13 protein-coding genes are annotated in these 19,469 nt (G+C 38.1%); 6 read left to right on the top strand and 7 right to left on the bottom strand.

Going from position 1 to position 19,469, the window contains the following annotated elements; genetic code table 11:
• The first annotated feature begins 454 nt into the window (after positions 1–454).
• Positions 455–1,135, top strand: a complete 681-nt coding sequence (locus HGR01_RS07100) for a PEP-CTERM sorting domain-containing protein (protein WP_045869147.1) — start codon at positions 455–457, stop codon at positions 1,133–1,135.
• Between the two features lie 293 nt (positions 1,136–1,428).
• On the opposite strand, the gene HGR01_RS07105 is transcribed toward HGR01_RS07100, so the two are convergent.
• Complete coding sequence (locus HGR01_RS07105) at positions 1,429–3,183, bottom strand: N-acetylmuramoyl-L-alanine amidase (protein WP_045869146.1); 1,755 nt, start codon at positions 3,181–3,183, stop codon at positions 1,429–1,431.
• A 204-nt stretch (positions 3,184–3,387) separates the two neighbouring features.
• Between HGR01_RS07105 and HGR01_RS07110 the strand changes: the two genes are divergently transcribed.
• On the top strand, positions 3,388–5,010 hold the full coding sequence (locus HGR01_RS07110) for a CTP synthase (RefSeq protein ID WP_045869145.1): 1,623 nt from the start codon (positions 3,388–3,390) through the stop codon (positions 5,008–5,010).
• Positions 5,011–5,274: 264 nt separating this feature from the next.
• Complete coding sequence (locus HGR01_RS07115; protein WP_045869144.1) at positions 5,275–5,697, top strand: hypothetical protein; 423 nt, start codon at positions 5,275–5,277, stop codon at positions 5,695–5,697.
• Positions 5,698–5,968: 271 nt separating this feature from the next.
• On the opposite strand, the gene HGR01_RS07120 is transcribed toward HGR01_RS07115, so the two are convergent.
• The 4 genes from HGR01_RS07120 to trxB all read right to left on the bottom strand — a co-directional run bounded on the left by HGR01_RS07120 (position 5,969) and on the right by trxB (position 9,893).
• Complete coding sequence (locus tag HGR01_RS07120) at positions 5,969–6,865, bottom strand: ROK family protein (RefSeq protein ID WP_045869143.1); 897 nt, start codon at positions 6,863–6,865, stop codon at positions 5,969–5,971.
• 176 nt (positions 6,866–7,041) lie between these two features.
• Positions 7,042–7,245: a hypothetical protein gene (locus tag HGR01_RS07125; protein WP_045869142.1), complete on the bottom strand. Its 204-nt coding sequence runs from the start codon at positions 7,243–7,245 to the stop codon at positions 7,042–7,044.
• 159 nt (positions 7,246–7,404) lie between these two features.
• Positions 7,405–8,301, bottom strand: a complete 897-nt coding sequence (locus HGR01_RS07130) for an ABC transporter permease (RefSeq protein ID WP_045869141.1) — start codon at positions 8,299–8,301, stop codon at positions 7,405–7,407.
• Positions 8,302–8,519: 218 nt separating this feature from the next.
• The gene (gene trxB, locus HGR01_RS07135; RefSeq protein ID WP_045869140.1) at positions 8,520–9,893 is read right to left on the bottom strand and encodes a thioredoxin-disulfide reductase; all 1,374 of its coding nucleotides are present in this window, start codon (positions 9,891–9,893) and stop codon (positions 8,520–8,522) included.
• Between the two features lie 454 nt (positions 9,894–10,347).
• Here trxB and HGR01_RS07140 point away from each other — a divergent pair, with 454 nt between their 5' ends.
• The 3 genes from HGR01_RS07140 (at position 10,348) to HGR01_RS07150 (ending at position 14,754) form a co-directional block, all read left to right on the top strand.
• Positions 10,348–11,679, top strand: coding sequence for a class I SAM-dependent methyltransferase (locus tag HGR01_RS07140; RefSeq protein WP_045869139.1), 1,332 nt, complete (start codon positions 10,348–10,350; stop codon positions 11,677–11,679).
• A gap of 174 nt (positions 11,680–11,853) precedes the next feature.
• Positions 11,854–12,390, top strand: coding sequence for a type IV pilin-like G/H family protein (locus HGR01_RS07145; protein ID WP_045869637.1), 537 nt, complete (start codon positions 11,854–11,856; stop codon positions 12,388–12,390).
• Positions 12,391–12,504: 114 nt separating this feature from the next.
• Positions 12,505–14,754 carry an O-linked N-acetylglucosamine transferase gene (locus HGR01_RS07150; RefSeq protein ID WP_045869138.1) on the top strand — a complete coding sequence of 750 codons (2,250 nt, stop codon included), beginning with the start codon at positions 12,505–12,507 and terminating at the stop codon, positions 14,752–14,754.
• A gap of 535 nt (positions 14,755–15,289) precedes the next feature.
• Here the strand turns inward: HGR01_RS07150 and HGR01_RS41780 are convergent.
• Positions 15,290–17,842, bottom strand: a complete 2,553-nt coding sequence (locus HGR01_RS41780) for a glycosyltransferase (RefSeq protein ID WP_045869137.1) — start codon at positions 17,840–17,842, stop codon at positions 15,290–15,292.
• A gap of 64 nt (positions 17,843–17,906) precedes the next feature.
• Positions 17,907–19,460 (bottom strand): adenylyltransferase/cytidyltransferase family protein, encoded by a 1,554-nt coding sequence (locus HGR01_RS07165; RefSeq protein ID WP_052335119.1) that lies wholly within the window; start codon positions 19,458–19,460, stop codon positions 17,907–17,909.
• Positions 19,461–19,469 lie beyond the last annotated feature (9 nt).

A 19,469-nucleotide genomic window follows, 5' to 3' on the forward strand; every position in this document is an offset into this window, starting at 1 on the left:
TTTTTTGGTAAATAGGATAGTAAAATCAAGCCTAAATAATCACACTTAATCGTTACTTATATCAAAAAATACAATATACAGGCGATCGCCAACTTGGGAGAATGTCTAAGTTCGCACTCATGAACCAAATATTCAACCTTTGATGCGTCTTACACTTACTCATTATTTTGATATTCATGTTTCTAATTGTCATATAACAGCATAATCACTTACGTAATTTCAATGGCATAATCATTAGCTAATTATAGATAAAATCAAGGTTTTATGCGCTTAGTAAAGCTTTTATTCTTACTAGTATTTGCATAAAAATGTCATAAAATATACTTTAGGGCTATTCTGATTTACTTATAGCAGTGCTAGGTTAATGAACGTAGGAGAAAAAACAGTTGCAGACAATAAATAGCCGAATTTTCTTTCTACATGACTAGACTTTTATTTAGCCCCTGGTATCGATATGAAATTTATTCCTGCTGGTCTTCAGAAGCTATCAATTGCTAGCGTTGTTTTTTGTTCAGTTTTGAGTGTTAGCCAAGTTAAGCCTGCTACCGCTAGCAATTTGGTGGTTAATGGTAGCTTTGAACAAACCTTACTGACTGGTGGTACAGACATCAACGACGGTGGCTGGAAAACATACGACGAGATTTTAGGTTGGAAAGCTACTGAAGGTGGCAAAATTGAAATTCAAAGGGGAGCAGCAGGAACAGCTCAAGATGGGAAACAACTGACAGAATTGGATAGCCATTACTATACAAATCAGGACAAAATTGGCATTTTTCAGGATATTGCTACCGAAATTGGTAGTAAATATCGCCTATCATTTTTCTATTCACCGCGCCCTAATACAGAAGCAACGGAAAATAACTTTACTGTTCTGTTTGGTAACGTACTCAACCAGACTATTTCCGGTGGTAAAGGTGGTACGCAAACACAATGGTTGGAGTATACGGCTGATATTGTTGCCAATAGTAATTTGTCTCGCTTGCTATTTAACTATGATGTCAAGAATGATTCTCTCGATACCTACGGTTCTTACATCGATAATGTTCGCTTAGAAAAAATTCCAGAACCAGGGACACTATTAGGTATTGCACTGGTTGGTTTAGCTTTAGCCTACAACAGAAAGTTTGCTGCTTAGTTCTGTTTAAGCACTCTTGCTAGATGAAAATTTAAAACCCTAATTTTTCCAGACTTTTATTAATTGTACGTGAGTTCGATAAATAATACCAAATCTGGCTTCTTTACCCCTTTATCTTCTTACTCGTCTTTTCTTTGCGTTCTTTGTGTCTTTGCGGTTCGATAAAAAAGGGTTATTGAAGCGGATTTGGGAATCAGATATGACCTCTGTAGTAAGCCTCTTTCCTGGTAGGAGAGAGGCTTAAAGATTTTTTTGAATCAAATCAGAACTACGAACCTAAAATAACCCTAAGTCTACTGCGCTTTCTTAAACCACTCCACAATCCCATCCGCTAGCACTTTCGCCATTTTCTTCTGTTGTTCTGGGTTCACTACCTGCTCAAATTCCTCAGGATTACTCATAAAACCTAACTCCAGCAAAACCGATGGTGCAGCAGTGGGACGTGTGAGCGCCAAATTATTCCAAAACACCCCATAGGAAGGTTTGCCAAGATTTTTGACTACATAGTTATGCAAAAATAATGCTAAACTATGCGATTGGGTGTTATACCAAAAAGTGCCAAATCCCTGAGTCTTTTCGGCATCACCATCATCGGGTAGCGAGTTGTGATGAATGGAAAGAGCGATCGCAGGTTCTTCTTTACTAATAATTACCTGCCGTTCTCCTAAAGATACATCGCGATCATCTTCTCTGGTTAGTACTACAGTTGCCCCACGCTTCACCAACTCGTCGCGCAGCAGCTTGGATACTACCAAATTGACATCTTTTTCTAAATAGCCAGTTGGGCCACTGGCACCTGATTCTTTACCCCCATGTCCGGGATCTAGTAAAATCCTGATACCGGATAAGGGTTTGCGTGTTTTGTCTTTAATTATAGGCGGATGACGCAAAGTCAAAATCAAGCTTGTACCTTCATATCTCAGATGATATCCCCACTGTTGAGATTTTTTGAGATTAAAGGTGTATTGTGCCTGTCCGGAAGCCACCTGTCGCCAATCTAGGCGAGAAATGAGGGGATTATCATCCGTGCGAACAATATCTGTTTGGGCGGTTGTATTGTAAAGAGTGAGGGCAAAAGAGCGATCGCTTTGTTGTACACTCACAGGAACGGGAACTTCTAGCGGAAACACAATCTCTGTGGCGCTGGGAAGTTTTCGATAACCTACACTCCGAATAATAGTGTGTGGTGAAATAGCACCTGGTAAAACTTGGGTTTCTTTAGCATTAATCCAAGCACCATAATCTAGACGTAACCATTCACCTTCCTTCCCTGTGACTGCGGCTTGTGTTCCTTTTGGTAGTGGTGTGAGTCTAGAATAGTCAGTACTAGGGCCAGTGCGAGCTACGCCTGAGTCTGCTGTTACTTGAATCACTGGCAATTGTGTGGGTGCAAGAATTTGAATTTTGCCAGTACCTAACTGAGTTATAGTTTTACCATCCAACGCCAGCTGAAACTCAGGTGTTCCCAAATCAGCTGCAGCTACCATTGTTGTGCAACCTTGGTAGTTTCCTACGGTAGACTTAATAGCAGGTTGATTTCGCCCTGTTAAGGCAGCCAAATTACTTGGGAGTTGTGCCTTACTAGGTTGGGGTGCAAGGGCAATAGTTTGATTAGCCAAGTTGACAGTAACACTGGCGTTTGAAGGTGCGGTAGCACTAAAACAAATCAATTCTCCTGGTAGTCTGGCAATGTCGGCTGCTGGAGTAAGAGAATCTTTGGCAAAGGCTAAACCTTGTGGTAGAACAGGCTGAGTACTAAGCCTTGTCACCTTAATCTGAAGTTCTTGATTTTGGTGACGCACAGTAAACAGGTTATCTCCCAATTGTAAGGGGAGACTGGGAGCAAAATGGCCTGCTTTGCTGCGGGTAACTGCCTTACCATTAATCAAAACCTGACTATTTGATGGTGCAGTACCCAGAAAAAATATTTTTTCTGCACTGGTTTGGTAGTTTGTCTGAGGAAAAACTACTAAGAGAGATGAGTTTGCCAAGGCTATTGAGGAGGTGACAAGAAAGCTAAATATTACTAGTAGTACAAGTTTTTTCACAGCGAGAACACAGAAGATTTCACGATAGTGACTGTGGCACAATGACCAAGAAAGGATGAAGGTTTAAAGACTAAAGGATGAAGGTTAAAGGGTATTAGCCCTTGGTTTACCCAAGATCAGCTGAAATTTCATACTTCACACTTTACACTTCATACTTCAGATGACGGGATGTATTTTTAGAAGTGGCTCGAAATTCAAATTACTATGACTAAGTTTATCTTTGTAACTGGGGGCGTAGTTTCCAGTATCGGCAAAGGCATTGTAGCAGCAAGTCTGGGGCGTTTGCTCAAATCGCGCAATTATTCTGTATCGATTCTTAAACTTGACCCCTATCTGAATGTCGATCCAGGTACCATGAGTCCCTTTCAGCATGGGGAAGTTTTTGTTACCCAGGATGGTGCAGAAACAGATTTAGATTTAGGCCATTATGAACGCTTCACTGATACCTCAATGTCACGGCTGAACAGCGTTACTACTGGCTCAATTTACCAATCTGTCATCAATAGAGAGCGTCGCGGCGACTATAATGGCGGCACTGTACAGGTGATACCCCACATCACTAATGAAATTAAAGACCGCATTTTAAAAGTTGCCAAAAATACAAATCCAGATGTAGTAATTACAGAAATTGGCGGTACGGTAGGGGATATTGAATCACTACCGTTTTTAGAAGCAATTCGCCAGTTTCGGAAGGAAGTAGGACGGCAGAATGTGCTGTATATGCACGTTACTCTGTTACCTTGGATAGCCTCAGCTGGAGAAATGAAAACCAAGCCGACACAGCACTCGGTTAAAGAACTCAGATCTATTGGCATTCAACCAGATATTTTAGTTTGCCGTTGCGATCGCCCCTTACCTGTAGGATTAAAACAAAAATTATCCGAATTTTGTGATGTCGCTGAAGAATGTGTCATTACTTCCCAAGATGCCAAAAGTATCTATGAAGTACCTTTGATGCTAGAACGAGAAGGCATGGCAGAGCAAGTGTTAGATTTGCTACAGATGGAAAACCGCGAACCAAATCTCGTACAGTGGCAAAATATAGTCCAGCATCTGCACAGCCCCAAATACGACATCGAAATTGCAATAGTAGGTAAATACGTACGATTAGGTGATGCATATATCTCAGTAGTAGAGGCATTACAACACGCAGCTATATCCACTTATGGCAGACTGCGCCTGCGTTGGGTAAACTCAGAAACCTTAGAAACCGAATCAGCCGAAAAGCATCTCGAAGGTGTTGACGGTGTACTTGTACCCGGAGGTTTCGGTATTCGCGGAGTAGATGGAAAAATTGCCGCTATTAAATATGCCCGCGATCGCCAAGTCCCTTTCTTAGGTTTATGCTTGGGAATGCAATGTGCTGTAATTGAATGGGCGAGAAACGTTGAGGGCTTAAAAGATGCCAATAGTGCCGAGTTTAACCCCTATACTAGTGCCCCAGTCATTAACCTTTTGCCAGAACAACATGATGTAGTTGATTTAGGCGGAACAATGCGCTTGGGTGTTTACCCCTGTCATGTTCTCCCCAATACCCTAGCTTCTAAACTCTACCAAGAAGATGTAATTTATGAACGCCATCGCCATCGGTATGAGTTCAACAATGCTTACCGTAACCTTTTATTAGAGTCAGGTTACCTGATTAGTGGTACTTCTCCCGATGGACGCTTAGTAGAAATTGTGGAATTATCCAAGCATCCATTCTTTCTGGCTTGCCAATTTCATCCAGAATTTCAATCACGTCCTAATAATCCCCATCCTTTATTCCACGGATTCATCCAAGCAGCGATTGCCCATTCTCTTCCTCCACTCGTACAACAACACTAGTTCCCCCACACGCAAGTCAAAACTTAAACAGCTAATGGTGTAGACTGTTCTCTATTTTGTCAGCACGAAAAGTCTACTCTAGCCTTCTTGCCCAGAGCGATCGCTATACTCGCAAAAAATAGCATCTTTATTTCCCCAGGGCATTACTGGTGTAAGCTAGCAACAGTAATTTAAAATTCAGAATTATAGAGTAGCTTCTTTGCGATTTGAATTGTAAATTTTTGTGAAGTAGCAGCGACATCACTGGGGACATGAGGAGATTTTGTGGTGTACTGGGTGAAAATCATTTACGAGAGGAAACAATACGTAGTCAATTTCGACCGTATTAACGCGTTTTGTTATGAACAAAATGGTAGGGTGACCTTTTGGTTACCCGATTGTGCAATTCCGATTGTAATTAACCCACAAAATAACCATCAAGACTATCAAAAGATTTTGACTTATATAGAACGTGTGACAGGAGTCGAACTAGAAGATGCTTATTGGGTGAAAATTCTGTATGAAAATAACGAATATGTAATTAACCTCAATTGCATCAGTTCTTTTTGCCAAGAAGCCAACGGCAGGATAACTTTTTGGTTGCCTGATGGGACTATTCCCATCATCATTAATCCAGTGAGTAATCCAGAGTCCTATCAAAAAGTATTGCAATACGTTCAGAAAGCAACAGGATATTCTTTATCTTAGAAAATGTGTTAAAAATTCGTCATAAAATTTAAATTTAGCAATTTTCACCTTACCAAATACTTGCCAAATTCAAGGTAAAAGGGAAATAGAAAACCTTTACTATTAATCTTTCCTCTATAACCAAACCATATTGTTAGTTAAAGGCTAGGGGCAAGGCACTGCCTTGCCCTGATGAATAATTTTATATATCGTTAATACTTTTAAATTGGTAAAAGTTGTAGCAAAATCGCATCTTTTTACCTACTTTGTGGAGCGTTGTAAAAACGATAATTCACAACCCTAATAATTGCTGCCATGCCAACTTTGCAGCACCTACTATTCCCGCAGTATTGCCTAATTCTGCTGACAAAATTTGTAAATCTACACGGGATGTAGGCATAACTCGCTGCTCAATTTCAGCTTTCATTGCAGGCAAAAAAAACTGGAAACAGGCACTAATACCACCACCAATCACAATCGCTTCTGGTGTTAAGACGTAAATTAAACTCGTCAAACCAATACCTAAATCTCTACCATATTCCTGCCAAAAGTTTAAAGCTTCTGCATCTGCAGCATGAGCCAAAGTACTTAGTTCATGAGGTTCTTTACCACTACGGCGACGAATCGCTGTAATTGAAGTGTATTGTTCCAAAGAACCGCGATTACCACTATTACAAATAGGGCCATGTGGGTTAAAGCTAATTAATCCTAATTCGCCGCCTGCACCTTGATGCCCAATAAATAATTTGCCATCTAAGATAATGGCACCGCCTACACCAGTGCCCAAGGTCAGCATAATGAAATTTTGAAAATAGCGACCAGCGCCCAACCAAGATTCGCCCAAACCTGCACAGTTAGCATCATTACCCACAATCGTCGGCTTACCCGTTTTCGCTTCTAACCAATCGGCCAAAGGAACATCTCGCCATCCTGTCAAGTTGATGGCAATTTTTGCAATCCGTCCCTTCGCATCAGCCGGGCCAGGAGTACCAACACCAATAGCTATAGTTTGATTATCTGGATCAATTTGGGCGATCGCATCCACCATCACCGCCACCACAGCCTCGGGTGTGGATGGTTGGGGAGTTGCTACTGTCAAAGATTGCAGACAATTGCCATCTCGATCAAATCGCCCCAGCTTAATCGCTGTTCCCCCCAAATCAATACCAATTACTTGAGAATTTACCACTTTAATAAATATTTACCAACAAGCGCCAAGCTAGGGACTGGGGACTGGGGACTAAGAATTTTGGATTTTAGATTTTGGATTTTGGATTTTGGATTCTAATATAAACTCCAAAATTGTTTCCAATGCCCAATTCCCCATGCCCCATGCCCAATTCCCAATTACTTGTAAAAAGCATATTAGCTTTTTTGCGTTTTGGTACTAAAAAATTCCCAGTCCTCAGTTTTATTAGCTGCAAATTGTAAATTCGTCACATTCGCCACCCGCGCATTTGATTCAGCCTGCCAAGCGGTAACTGGTGTTCCCCGTAAAATCCCAGATAAAGCCACAGAAAGCATAAACCCACCAGTAGCTGCAGCAATTAAAGTCAAGTTGTCTTTCACACAAATCTCCAAAAAGATGAATGATTAAGGATAAAGAATAAAGTAAAAAATTAGGACACGCCCATTATTAAAAAAGATAGGTTTTTCTTTGATGAGTTCCTCACCCCTCTATAGGCGGCTGAATTTTATACTTTATACTTCTTACTTCAGTTGAGTGAACTATTTCCGAATACTATTTTGTCGTCGTAAACGGGGATTGACAAATTCATTTAAACCCTCACCAAGTAGTGATAACCCTACCACCATTAATGTCATCGCTAAACCAGGAAAAAGCGTAGTCCACCAAATGCCAGTAGGTAGGGCTTCTAAAGCTTGTTTTAAATCATGTCCCCATTCTGGAACTTCTTCTGGCAATCCTAAACCCAAAAACCCCAACCCGCCTAACACTAAAATCGCATCGGCAGCATTGAGGGTGAATAATACAGGTACGCTTTGAATAACGTTAAAAAATAAATACCGAGACAGCACTATCCATGTAGAAGCACCCATTGCTTGAGCCGCTTCAATGAACACTTCAGTTTTAACGCTCACAGTGTGGTTGCGAACAACTCGGTAATATTGAGGAATGTAAGCAATGCTAATCGCGATCGCGGCATTTAATATTCCTCGCCCAACCACAAATGCTAGCGTTACGGATAGTAGTAGCCCAGGCAAGGTATAAATACTATCCATTAAAAATAGCAGTACTTTATCCAATTTACCGCCCAGATAGCCGCTAACCATACCTAATGGCACGCCAATGACCATACTCAACGCTGTTGCTAAAATTACCACCTGCAAAGCAGCTTGAGCGCCAAATAGCGTCCGGGAGAACACATCATGCCCTAGGCGGCTAGTACCAAACCAATATTTAGCTGATGGTGGATCGTGAATCGGGTTAGATAAAAAATCTTTGGGGTTTTGCAGCCATCCCCAAGCTTGAAATACCGGAGCGAAAAATGCCAACAAGAGAAACAGCAGGGTGATGGCTAACCCAATCAACATGAATCGCTGAGAAAGATTCGGATTTTTCGGAAAACGTAAAAAAGACGGCAGCTGCCGTTTTGTCATGGCCATGAGCGATCGCCTGCATTGAGCAAGATACGCTGACCATTTTACATATCAGAGTAGGTATTGGGAATTGGGGAACTCGGGGCCCCCTCTGGGGATAAGGGGTAATGGGAACTCGGGACTAGGGACTGGGGATTTGGTGTTTGTTATTTCTTCCTTGTCCCCTTTCCTTCATCCGCCTCATCCCCCTCATTCCCAGTAAAGAATCCCCAATCCCCAGTCCCTCACAAACTGTTCTCAATCAACTGGCGATATTCGCTCTTTTGCTTTACGCCTTTGACTTCCTTCAACAGTTCCTTATTCTTGAACAATTGAATTGTTGGTGTTCCTGTCACGCCAGCATTTTCAGCAATATCACGGTCTTTATCGATGTCAATTTCGACAAAGTGAATTTTGCCGTCAAATTCATCGACTACCTTATTTAATATTGGTTTGAGGGTATGACAAGGGCCACAGCCTGGAGAAACGTATTTTACCAAAAGTAAGCGATCGCTATCGTGGAATAATTTCCGCAAAGCATAACCACCTTCATGACGGGTTGCATTTAAATTAAATTCAGCCTGTTGTTCAGCTTCAGTTTTGTGGGCTGCTGGCTGATATTCCAATTCATTAACTGGTGTTTCTGGCTGTTGATGGAATTCTTGAATCAAACCACTAGTAGATAACCAGCGTTCTGCCAACATTGCTGACATACAACCGCTACCAGCAGCCGTAATCGCTTGGCGATATTCATGATCTTGCACGTCGCCTGCGGCAAACACTCCTTCCACGCTGGTTTCTGGGGAACCCTGTTTAGTGACTATGTAACCCACCTCATCTAGTTCTAGTTGCCCTTTAAATAATGAGGTATTGGGATTGTGACCAATAGCGTAGAATAAACCCTTGGCGTGGATTGTGCTTTCTTCGCCAGTCTTAGTATTGCGAACTTTGACCCCATCCATGTGGCCGTTACCAAATATATCTACGGCCTCTGTGTTCCAATGTACATGGATTTTAGGGTTGCTCAAAATGCGGTCTTGCATGGCTTTAGAAGCCCGCATTTTATCAGAACGTACCAACAGATTCACTTTAGAACCGTATTTGGTTAAGTAAATAGACTCTTCCGCCGCCGAGTCACCAGCACCAATCACAGCCAGTTCTGCGCCGTGGAAAATTGGTGTTGCACCATCGCAAATCGCACAAGCTGAAATCCCGCGACTCCAAAATTCATGTTCGCTGGGCAAACCCAACCGTTTTGCCGTTGCACCAGTAGCAATAATAATACTGTTGGTTTTAACTTCCCTGTCTTCAGAACGAACCGTAAAAGGACGCTGACTCAAGTCAACTGATATTACATCCTCTGTATATAACTCAGCCCCCCAGCGTTCTGCTTGAGCTTTCATCCGATCCATCAGTTCCGGCCCAGTAATCCCTTGGGGAAATCCAGGAAAGTTCTCTACTTCCGTTGTTGTCATTAATTGCCCGCCAGGTAATCCCCCAGCCTGGAAACCTTCAAATACCACAGGCTTGAGGTTAGCGCGTCCTGCATAGATAGCCGCTGTGTACCCGGCTGGCCCAGAACCGATGATTACTAAGTTTTCTACTGTCGGGTTAGTCATACTATTTATACGAACTCATAACGACTACGTTTAATCTAGCATAACAAACTTCAATTGGCTACGCCAGAGGTGAAGCGATCGCAAATTGAAAAATAGGAGTATGTGGGCGCTTACAAGGGTAACAAGGACTCTCGCAACTTTTTCTCGCGCTCATTGATTAATAACAGCCCTTACCAGTGAATTAGCGAAGTCCACTGGTGATGAGTGTAAAAGTGCTTTTTGTAAGCTACCTTATTGTTTTTCAGTATTGACCGACCTAGAGGAATTTCTACTACATTTCGTTCTTCAGGCTGCTACATAGCTACAGTCAATTAGCAAATACATAAGTTGTTAAATATAGCACAAAAAATATAACTAGCTTACAATTGCACCTGTACACAGTTAATGCTACCAAACCTAGAATTTTATCTGAGTAGGGTTAACTATTAGAACTCCAAAATTAATAGTAGTGATTATGAATAATGTAACCTCTGATTTATGGAATAAAATCCGCCAACAATTTGATAGCGCACCCTATCCTAATATACCGCTAGAAAAGTCTCCTAAAAAGGATATTAGCTTACTATATATTCATAATTTAGCAACTGCATACTATTTGCGAAATCAGCAAGTTATAGACAGCCATAATAAAGTTATTTTAGATGCAGGTTGTGGAAGTGGTTATAAATCTTTAGTGTTAGCTTCTGCTAACACGGGAGCCAAAATAGTTGGTATTGACATATCAGAAGAATCAATCAAATTGGCAAAACATAGGCTTCAGTACCACGGATTTGATAATGCAGAGTTTTATGTTCTGTCAATCTATGATTTAGCAAAATTGAACTATAAATTTGATTATATAAACTGTAATGAGACTCTATATTTATTTCCTGATATTGTTCAGGCACTAAAATCCATGAAATCTGTTTTAAATAATGGGGGGATAATTCGAGCTAATTTACATAGTGCAATCCAGAGGTTTAATATTTTCTGCGCTCAAAAGGCATTTACCATTATGGGATTAATGGAAGATAATCCTGGAGATTTAGAGATAGAAATTGTTACTGATACGATGAAGTCCCTTAAAGATAATGTTTTACTCAAGGATAGGACTTGGAGTCATGATTTTGAACAGGATGATAAAAAAGAGCGTATCTTGATGAATTATCTATTTCAAGGAGATAAAGGCTATACAGTTAGTGATATGTTTGCAGCTTTAAGAGCAGCAGACTTAGAATTTATTAGCATGTTGAATTGGCGGCAGTGGGATTTAATGAGCTTATTTCAACAGCCTGATAACTTACCAGCTTTTTTAGCTATGAGTCTACCAGAGATTTCCATGGAGGAACAGCTAGAGTTATTTGAGTTACTACATCCTATGCATAGACTACTAGATTTTTGGTGTGGACACCCGCAACCAGAGCGCACTTTTACACCCATTGCTGAGTGGGATGATTCTGATTGGCTAAATACTAAAGTCTATCTACATCCACAATTTAATAACTTAAATTTTAAAAGCCATATCGATAACTGCATCAACAGAAGTCAAGTTTTCCCCATGTTTAGAAATGTTACCTTGAATAAAGAAACTATTTATATAGATAGTTCTATGGCTCTGTGTCTACTTCCTTTATTTGACAAACCATATTTAATGATGGACTTAGTAGAGTATTGGCAGCAACGTAGACCTATTGATAGCCTTACGGGAAAACCCATAGAAACTGATCAAGTATTTGAACTAGTGAAAAATACCCTATCAACACTAGAAGGTTTTGACTGCATTATGTTGGAAAAGCTATCTTCCTAGACTATATACAAGAGGCTCTAGTGCAAAGTATTTGCTGAAATATAGCAATAGCAAGGTTTTCAGAGTGATAGGACAGAATAGAAAAAAATTTTTTAGTTGGGTGATATGAATTTAAGCGAAATGGGTAAGTTCTTTATAGAACAAACAACCCACCCTACTCCTGGGAAAACACTTATGAAAACCGAACTAAAAGCTAAATTTCTCCAACACATCCTCGGTAAAAAGAAAGAAGGAGAAGGTTTCACCCTTATTGAATTGTTAGTTGTAATTATCATCATTGGTATTCTGTCTGCTATTGCTCTACCTTCCTTCTTGAACCAAGCTAAAAAGGCTAAACAATCTGAAGCTAAGACCTATGTTGGTTCTATGAATAGAGGTCAGCAAGCATACATGACAGAAAACGACGCATTTACTGCCAGTATTGATTCAATGGGGATTGGTATTGCTAGCCAAACTGCAAATTACAAATTCACTGCTGTAACAGGCGATAACAGCGGTCTAGCTTATGCAATCAACGACTCAAGCTTAGTAACATCAAGCAGTGGTTTGAAAAACTACGGTGGTCATGTGTACTTGAAAAAAATTGGTGCTAACTCTGAGTTAACAAGTGTAGCTTACCTATGTGAAACTAATAACGTAGGACCAAGAGGTTCAGCTACAATTACAGCAGGTGGTACAACTTGTGATAGTGATGGTAAGTTAATTAAGTAATTGTTGTATTGTTACTTATTACCAGTATTAAAAGATTGTAGTTCACCTTCCATGATAAAGATGGAGGGTGGATATTTTTATTTATAGTACAGTTAATAAAATAAGAAATTATTTATGACTCAATTAGTTAATGAATGGCAAAAACAAGCAAAACAGTATCTTGTTAATGAACAGTACAATGCTGCTGTTAAACTTTATGAAGAGGCAATTAAACAAGAGCCTGAAGTTAAAAGTTATTATTGGAATTTAGGATTATTTTTATTATTACAAGGTCAGGAAACAGAAGCACAATTTACTTGGTTTACAGGCTTATCAGAATTAGCAGAAGCAGATGGTGATACTCAAGAATTATTAGAAGTTTTAGAGACAGAAGCAACCCGACGCATCACAATTGAAGACTATCATGTTGCTTGGGCAATTCGTCAACATATCAGAGAAATTTCTCCTGAAAATATTAATAATCTATTACATATTGCTTATCTTATTACTAAATTAGAGGCATTTAAAGACGATTGCCCAGAAATTTTAGCAGAAATTTGTAACTATTTACCTCTCAACATCGATAATTGCGATATTCGTTTATTGATAGATGTTATGATAGAGGTTTTAGTTTATTTAACTACAGTAGCAGAAGCACTTGATTCTATATTTAATTTTGTGCAAGTAGCTTTCCAAGCATATTCAGATACCTATGTAATGGGCATGATTGAGGCTGTAATGCTGCAATGCATTAAATTTTCTGCTTTTTATAAAAGACCAGATTTAGCATCAAAATTTGCCGAGCTTTGTTTACAGAGAGTACCAAAAAATTCTCATCTTGAATATACAGAAATACTGACTCTATTGTCGCATTTCTATCAAAATGAGGAAAAATTTGAAAAGGGAATAGAAACAGCTAAAGCTTGTTATGATTTGAGCAATACTTTAGCCGAAAAAATTTGTTCAAATTATCTTGTTCTCAGAGGATTGATGACTTCTGGTAGCTATTGGCAAGAAGCTTATTCTCGCTTACAAGATCAGATTATATTAACTCAACAGCTAATAGATAAAGAACCTGGTGATATTAATATAGTACAAGTTACAAGGTTGTTTGATGCTTTATTTTTCTTACCATACTTTGAAGACCAGCCACAAAGAAATCACACTATTCAGCATCAACTATCTAGTTTCTGTCAAGCCAAAGTTACTAACTATTATTCAGAATCTTATAAATCATACAGCGAATATTTAAATTTACGTAAAAATAATCGTAGTCAAAATAAATCAACTCTAAATATAGGTTATATTTCTCATTGTTTTAAAAGGCATTCAGTTTCTTGGTTATGTCGATGGATTTTTAAATATCACAATCCAGAAAACTTTAGAATTCATTGCTATTTTCTTCATGAATCTGAAGTATTAGATAATTTTACAAAAAATCATTTCCTTAATCAGTCATTTAAATTTCATCAATTTGGTCTCCGCAACCATGAGCAAATTTGGAGCCAAATTCAAGAAGATGAAATTGATATTTTAATTGATTTAGATAGTTTGACATTAGATCAGGCTTGCGAATTAATGTCTATTAAATCTGCGCCTATACAGGCAACTTGGTTAGGTTGGGATAGCTCAGGATTACCATCAATAGACTACTTTATTGCTGACCCTTATGTATTACCAGAATCAGCACAAGATTACTACAGTGAAACTATTTGGAGATTACCCCAAACTTATATAGCAATTGATGGTTTTGAAATAGATGTCCCTGATTTACGTAGGGATGATTTAGGCATTCCTAATGATGCAATTATCTATTTTATGACTCAAAAAGGATATAAAAGGCATCAACCGCATTTACATTTACAAATGAAAATTATTAAGGAAGTACCTAATAGTTATCTTTTAATTAAAGGTGATGCAGACCCAGAAAAAACCAAGGTCTTTTTTGAAGAGATTGCCCAAGAAGAAGGCGTAGATTTTTCACGGATCAAATTTTTACCTTATGCCCGTAGCGAAGCTGTCCACCGCGCTAATTTGCAGATAGCAGATGTTGTACTTGATACTTATCCTTATAATGGCGCAACAACTACGCTAGAAACCTTGTGGATGGGTCTTCCCCTAGTTACAAGAGTTGGTGAACAGTTCTCTGCACGTAATAGCTACACTATGATGATGAATGCGGGTATTACAGAAGGTATTGCTTGGAATGAAGAAGAGTATTTAGAGTGGGGTGTGCGCCTAGGTAAGGATGAGAAATTACGACAACAGATTTCTTGGAAATTGCGTCAGTCAAGACATACATCACCGCTATGGAATGCCAAACAATTTACCTATGAGATGGAGAAAGCTTATCAACAAATGTGGCACAGATATCTTGATAGTTAAAATTCCTGGCTGATTGTAAATTGGGTTGGTGCGACGAAACTCTATAATTACAGCCAATTGGAACCCAATAGTAACTTAGTGAAGGGCACAACAAAGTCTGTTGTGCCCTTACTTGTGAATTTATTTAGTTGAAAAACGCTGTCAATTCAAATCTTGTAAAAACATGGTTTAACTAGCAGTCTGAAAAATTAAACTCATCCCAAATCAAATAATTTTTGCAACACATCAAGGTCATTCAGTTGTCAAGGTTCAGTACCTTGCGGCTAATCCTCCAAACCCTTATGGGTCTTAGTTTCTAGCCAACGATTCGCACTTATTCACTACACCCCACACCCGACACCCCACACCCAAAAGCCTTATAGGTAATGGGTTTGGCGTTATCTTAGTGCCATTCATCTCTTGCTCCCTTCTCCCTGTGGGAGAGGGGCTGGGGGTGAGGGCGAAACCTTCCACAAGAGCGGGTTTCACGTTAAGTTGACACGTATGGGTACTGCCGTGCCCCTACGATATGTCACATTCTGTTTTTAAATTGGTATTAGTCAGTAGTTAAACTTAAGCGTGGGAAAGTAGCTTGGATATTTTTTATCGCGCTATCTAATTGATAGATTGGTATCTCGGTTACTCGTGCTTCTGCTAAAGCTGTCTCATCTTCATTAATCAGAATTATTCGACCATCGATCAGAGGTAACAGATATCGCCATTGTATATCCCCCAACTTATCTATTAAAGAAATATTTATGGTATCAGTAATATCTAAATCTTCCATCAAAAGATTCATGGCGACACTAGATAAAAATATTTCTGCATCTTCAGTAGTTATATTAGCTGTATAAATCAACAAGCTAATCTTTTCACTTTCAGGATGAGTTGCTAAAGCTTGAATTATTTCTTGTAACTCTAAACCGAGTTCTTCTTCTGATTGTGACCAATCGGGAAAGATGATGAGATTAATATCTTTTAAATTTAAGGATAACAAAGTTGCATCAATTAGCGCCTTGCTAACTGTTCCAGCCATCTTTGTCCAGGAGAACTTTTGAGCCTGCGCTAAACCTGCTGTAATTAAGGCATTACGTACTATAGGCTTTTGTACTTCGCACATAGCATTTGCCAATGCATCAACATCATCCTCTTGAACATAAATAACTGCATCTCCTGCTACTTCAGGAATAGAAGCATTAGGACAGGTGATAACAGGACAACCACAAGCCATTGCTTCAACTACAGGCATTCCAAAACCTTCATATTTAGAAGGATAAACTAATGCCACTGCACCAGAGTAAGCTATAGCTAATTCTTCATCACTAAGTTGTAGTGTATGAATAGCGCTACCTGAAGTATAAGCTCTATATTCTGGCTCTAACATACTACCAGCGCCAGTAGAAATAATATCGAATCCGTGGCTAGTAGTAAGTTGTGAAAAAGCACGGAAGAATAAAATACTATTTTTATAACCGCTACCACCACCAACTACTAAGAAGTAAGGTTTATGAATACCGTATTTATTTTGGAAAGCATTGACTAATTCTGCTTGGGCTGGTGAAAAAGTATTGCTAACCCCACAATGAGCTACAGTGACAGATTCTAAAGCTATATTATCGAAATATCTAGCTAAGTCATGGGCTGTATTTTCAGAAATAGATATATATCCTGAGGCGTTTTGAATCGCTTGATGCTTTTCTTTCCACATAGGATGATTTAAATCCCATCCCATCACTTCTGGAATCATGTCATAAGCCATGAATACAGAAGGCGTTGTAATTGGAGAAGTATAGTAAGTAGAAATAAATAATTTTGCTTCTTGTTCATCACAGATGTGTTGAAGCATCTTTTTATCAGCTGCGGTATTGTTATAGTCGTATGGGGGAATTGTCAGATAACGGATACCATTAATTTTTGGTGCAGTGTTGGCTCTATTTAAGACTAAAATATGATTTGTAAATTCAGTGTTTGCCCATTCTTCTAGTAGCGATCGCCAAACTCTAGCTATTCCTGTTTTATATAATTGGAAAAAGACTCCGTCAATGATAATTTGTGGTTGAGTATGGACATTAAAAATTAAGTTGAAATAATTTTTAATGAAATCTAAATCTCTATTTTTACTAAATTTTAGGTGGTTATCTAAATCTTGAGTATATTGGTAATCTATAAACTGTAAGCCTTCTGCTGTTAATAAAATATTCCAAGGTCGAATATCAGCAACATTATCTAGCTTTTCCAGCCTATCAAATTCAGCCTCAATTTTCTGATTACAAGTTTCATAATTAGGTACTAAAATCTCTCCAATTTGAGCAACATCAGATAGAAGTACGCCCGGAACAGTTCTAATATCTTGATTAAGATGTGATTTGTGAATTATTAATCCTTCTGCATCAGTTTTTAGAAAATAATTACGAGGTTGTAAAGGATAACCTATATAGGGAAAAATAGATTCTCTGGCATAATTAGGAGAATCAGCATAATAAAATGAACGTTTTAAATCAGTATCACAATGGGTTGCAGCTTCATAAGACATTTTGATAAAAACAGGTTTAAATTGACTAATTTTTTCTAAAGTAAGTTGTTTTTTCAATATATCCTTACCACAAACTCTTGACTCATCAGGGTGAGGAAGTTCAATAATAAAAGATTTAGAAATTTCATTTAATTCTGTTAGAAAATTTTCTGCATCTGGAATATGATGTAAAACTGATAACAAAAGAGTTACATCAAAGTAAACACATGCTTGGGTAGCTTTATATAACCATTCTGTCGTGACTTCAGAGTGAATTAAAATTACATTATTGACACCTTCTAATTTAATTAATGCCTGTTGCAAACGTGCATAAGGATATTGTTTTTCAATACTTATAAAAACATTTTGAGGAAATAATTTAGCTAAGTTAATAGTAAAAAATCCTACATTAGACCCAATATCGAGAATAGTTTGTTTGGGTTTAATATAATTTCTAATGACTTCTAACCTTTCAAAATCGTTAGCTCTAACTCCTTCTCTAATTAATTCTCCATGCAAATAGATAGATTGATAGACTTCAGGTAAATCATCTATTAAGTTTTCTAATTTTGATAGTTCTTGTGAGTTAATTTTCATAAAATTAATGCCAAAATTTAATAATTTAACATTGCCTATTAGAAAAATCAGTTATATAACTTGATTAACTAACCAGTAATTGATGCCATTGATTCATTAATGTTTCCAATTCTGAGTGGCTTTTAAGTGGATTCTCTAAAACTTGCCAAAATGCAATATAACGATCAATCAATTGAGCGATAAGTGCACCGGAAGATTTAATATTATGATTAACAATTGAGTCACGATGCTGCTTTTGGCTCTCAATTTCAATGAGATTATGGAAAGAGCTATCAGAAGCGAATACTTCCTGTAGTTCTTTTAATGGCTTAAAAAGAATATCTTTTGAAATCAGACTAGATTGAGGTTGTAGCTGGTTTGGATCTGCATTAAAACGACCTGTTTCTATACTGATACCAAATGAGAGAAATTCTATACTAACGGATGATTGATCGGTAACTAATACATCTACGAAAGGAAATAAGCTACAGATATTTAATTTTCTAGGTGCAACAATAATGTTGGGTAGGTTATAAGCTAAAGCTGTTTCCTCCATTTCTTGAACAGAACGAAGAGAACTTTCATATATTACTTCTGCACCCTGCGGATAGGCTTGACCTGGATTTACATAAATATGATTCTTAATAATTACGTTACATTGAAGATTTTTAAATAGAGGTAATAATTGTTCCCATTCCCTTGTATATCCCCAAGTTGGTGCATATAAAATAGTATATTTATACGGTAAGTTAGATAATTTTTGGGCAAGTTCGCTATATTCTTTAGGAATTTGCATTTTGTCATATTTTGGCCACCCTCCTTGCAAAATTAATCTTGTAGGTTGTTGAAAAGCCTGTGCGTAAGTTGAGCCTAATATTTTTTGAGCATGATGGTAATGAACATCTCCAGGAACGAAGATAATATTAAAGTCTCTTAACCTATTTTTTTCTATTTCATAAGCATCTATATCTCCCAAATCATGATGTAAATAAAATAAATATTGATAACTATTAACAGATTTTTTAATATGAGGATGATGTTGAGTATGATCCAACAAAATAGCTGCCTGTGCATCTGTTGGTTGTTGATTAGGGCCAATTAACCAACGACAGTCAAAATGTTGACTCATGCTTTCAAATACAGATAATCCTGCCTGTGCTTGTAAATCATGATAAGCAATAAAATCTACTCGAATTGGCTGACTTACAAAACAGGATTTATCAGTAGATGAACACCTTTGTAAAAGATTAGTTGTCGAAATATTTTTTGTATAAGGAACTAGTTTAAGACGACCTTGCTTTTGAATTTCTCCATACCAGTTTTTGAGATTTTCTTCATTGACATCATCCCCATGACAAACATAGTCAATATTTAAGCTTTCTAAATATTCTAAAGTCACATTTAAAGGAGCATTGGGAATAACTTCATCAACATAGCGGCAACTTTCAACGACTGCCATTCTTTCAACCATATTCATAATAGGTTGGCGTTTATATCCAGCAACAGTATCATCAGAGTGGATACCTACAACTAATTGATCGCCTAAAGATTTTGCTTGACTGAGAAAGTTGACATGACCTGCATGAAATAAATCAGCTACCATATCAACATAAATTCGGATTGGTTTGGTATTGTGCATAAATATATG

It is taken from the genome of Tolypothrix sp. PCC 7712, from assembly GCF_025860405.1.
GTDB lineage: Bacteria > Cyanobacteriota > Cyanobacteriia > Cyanobacteriales > Nostocaceae > Aulosira > Aulosira diplosiphon.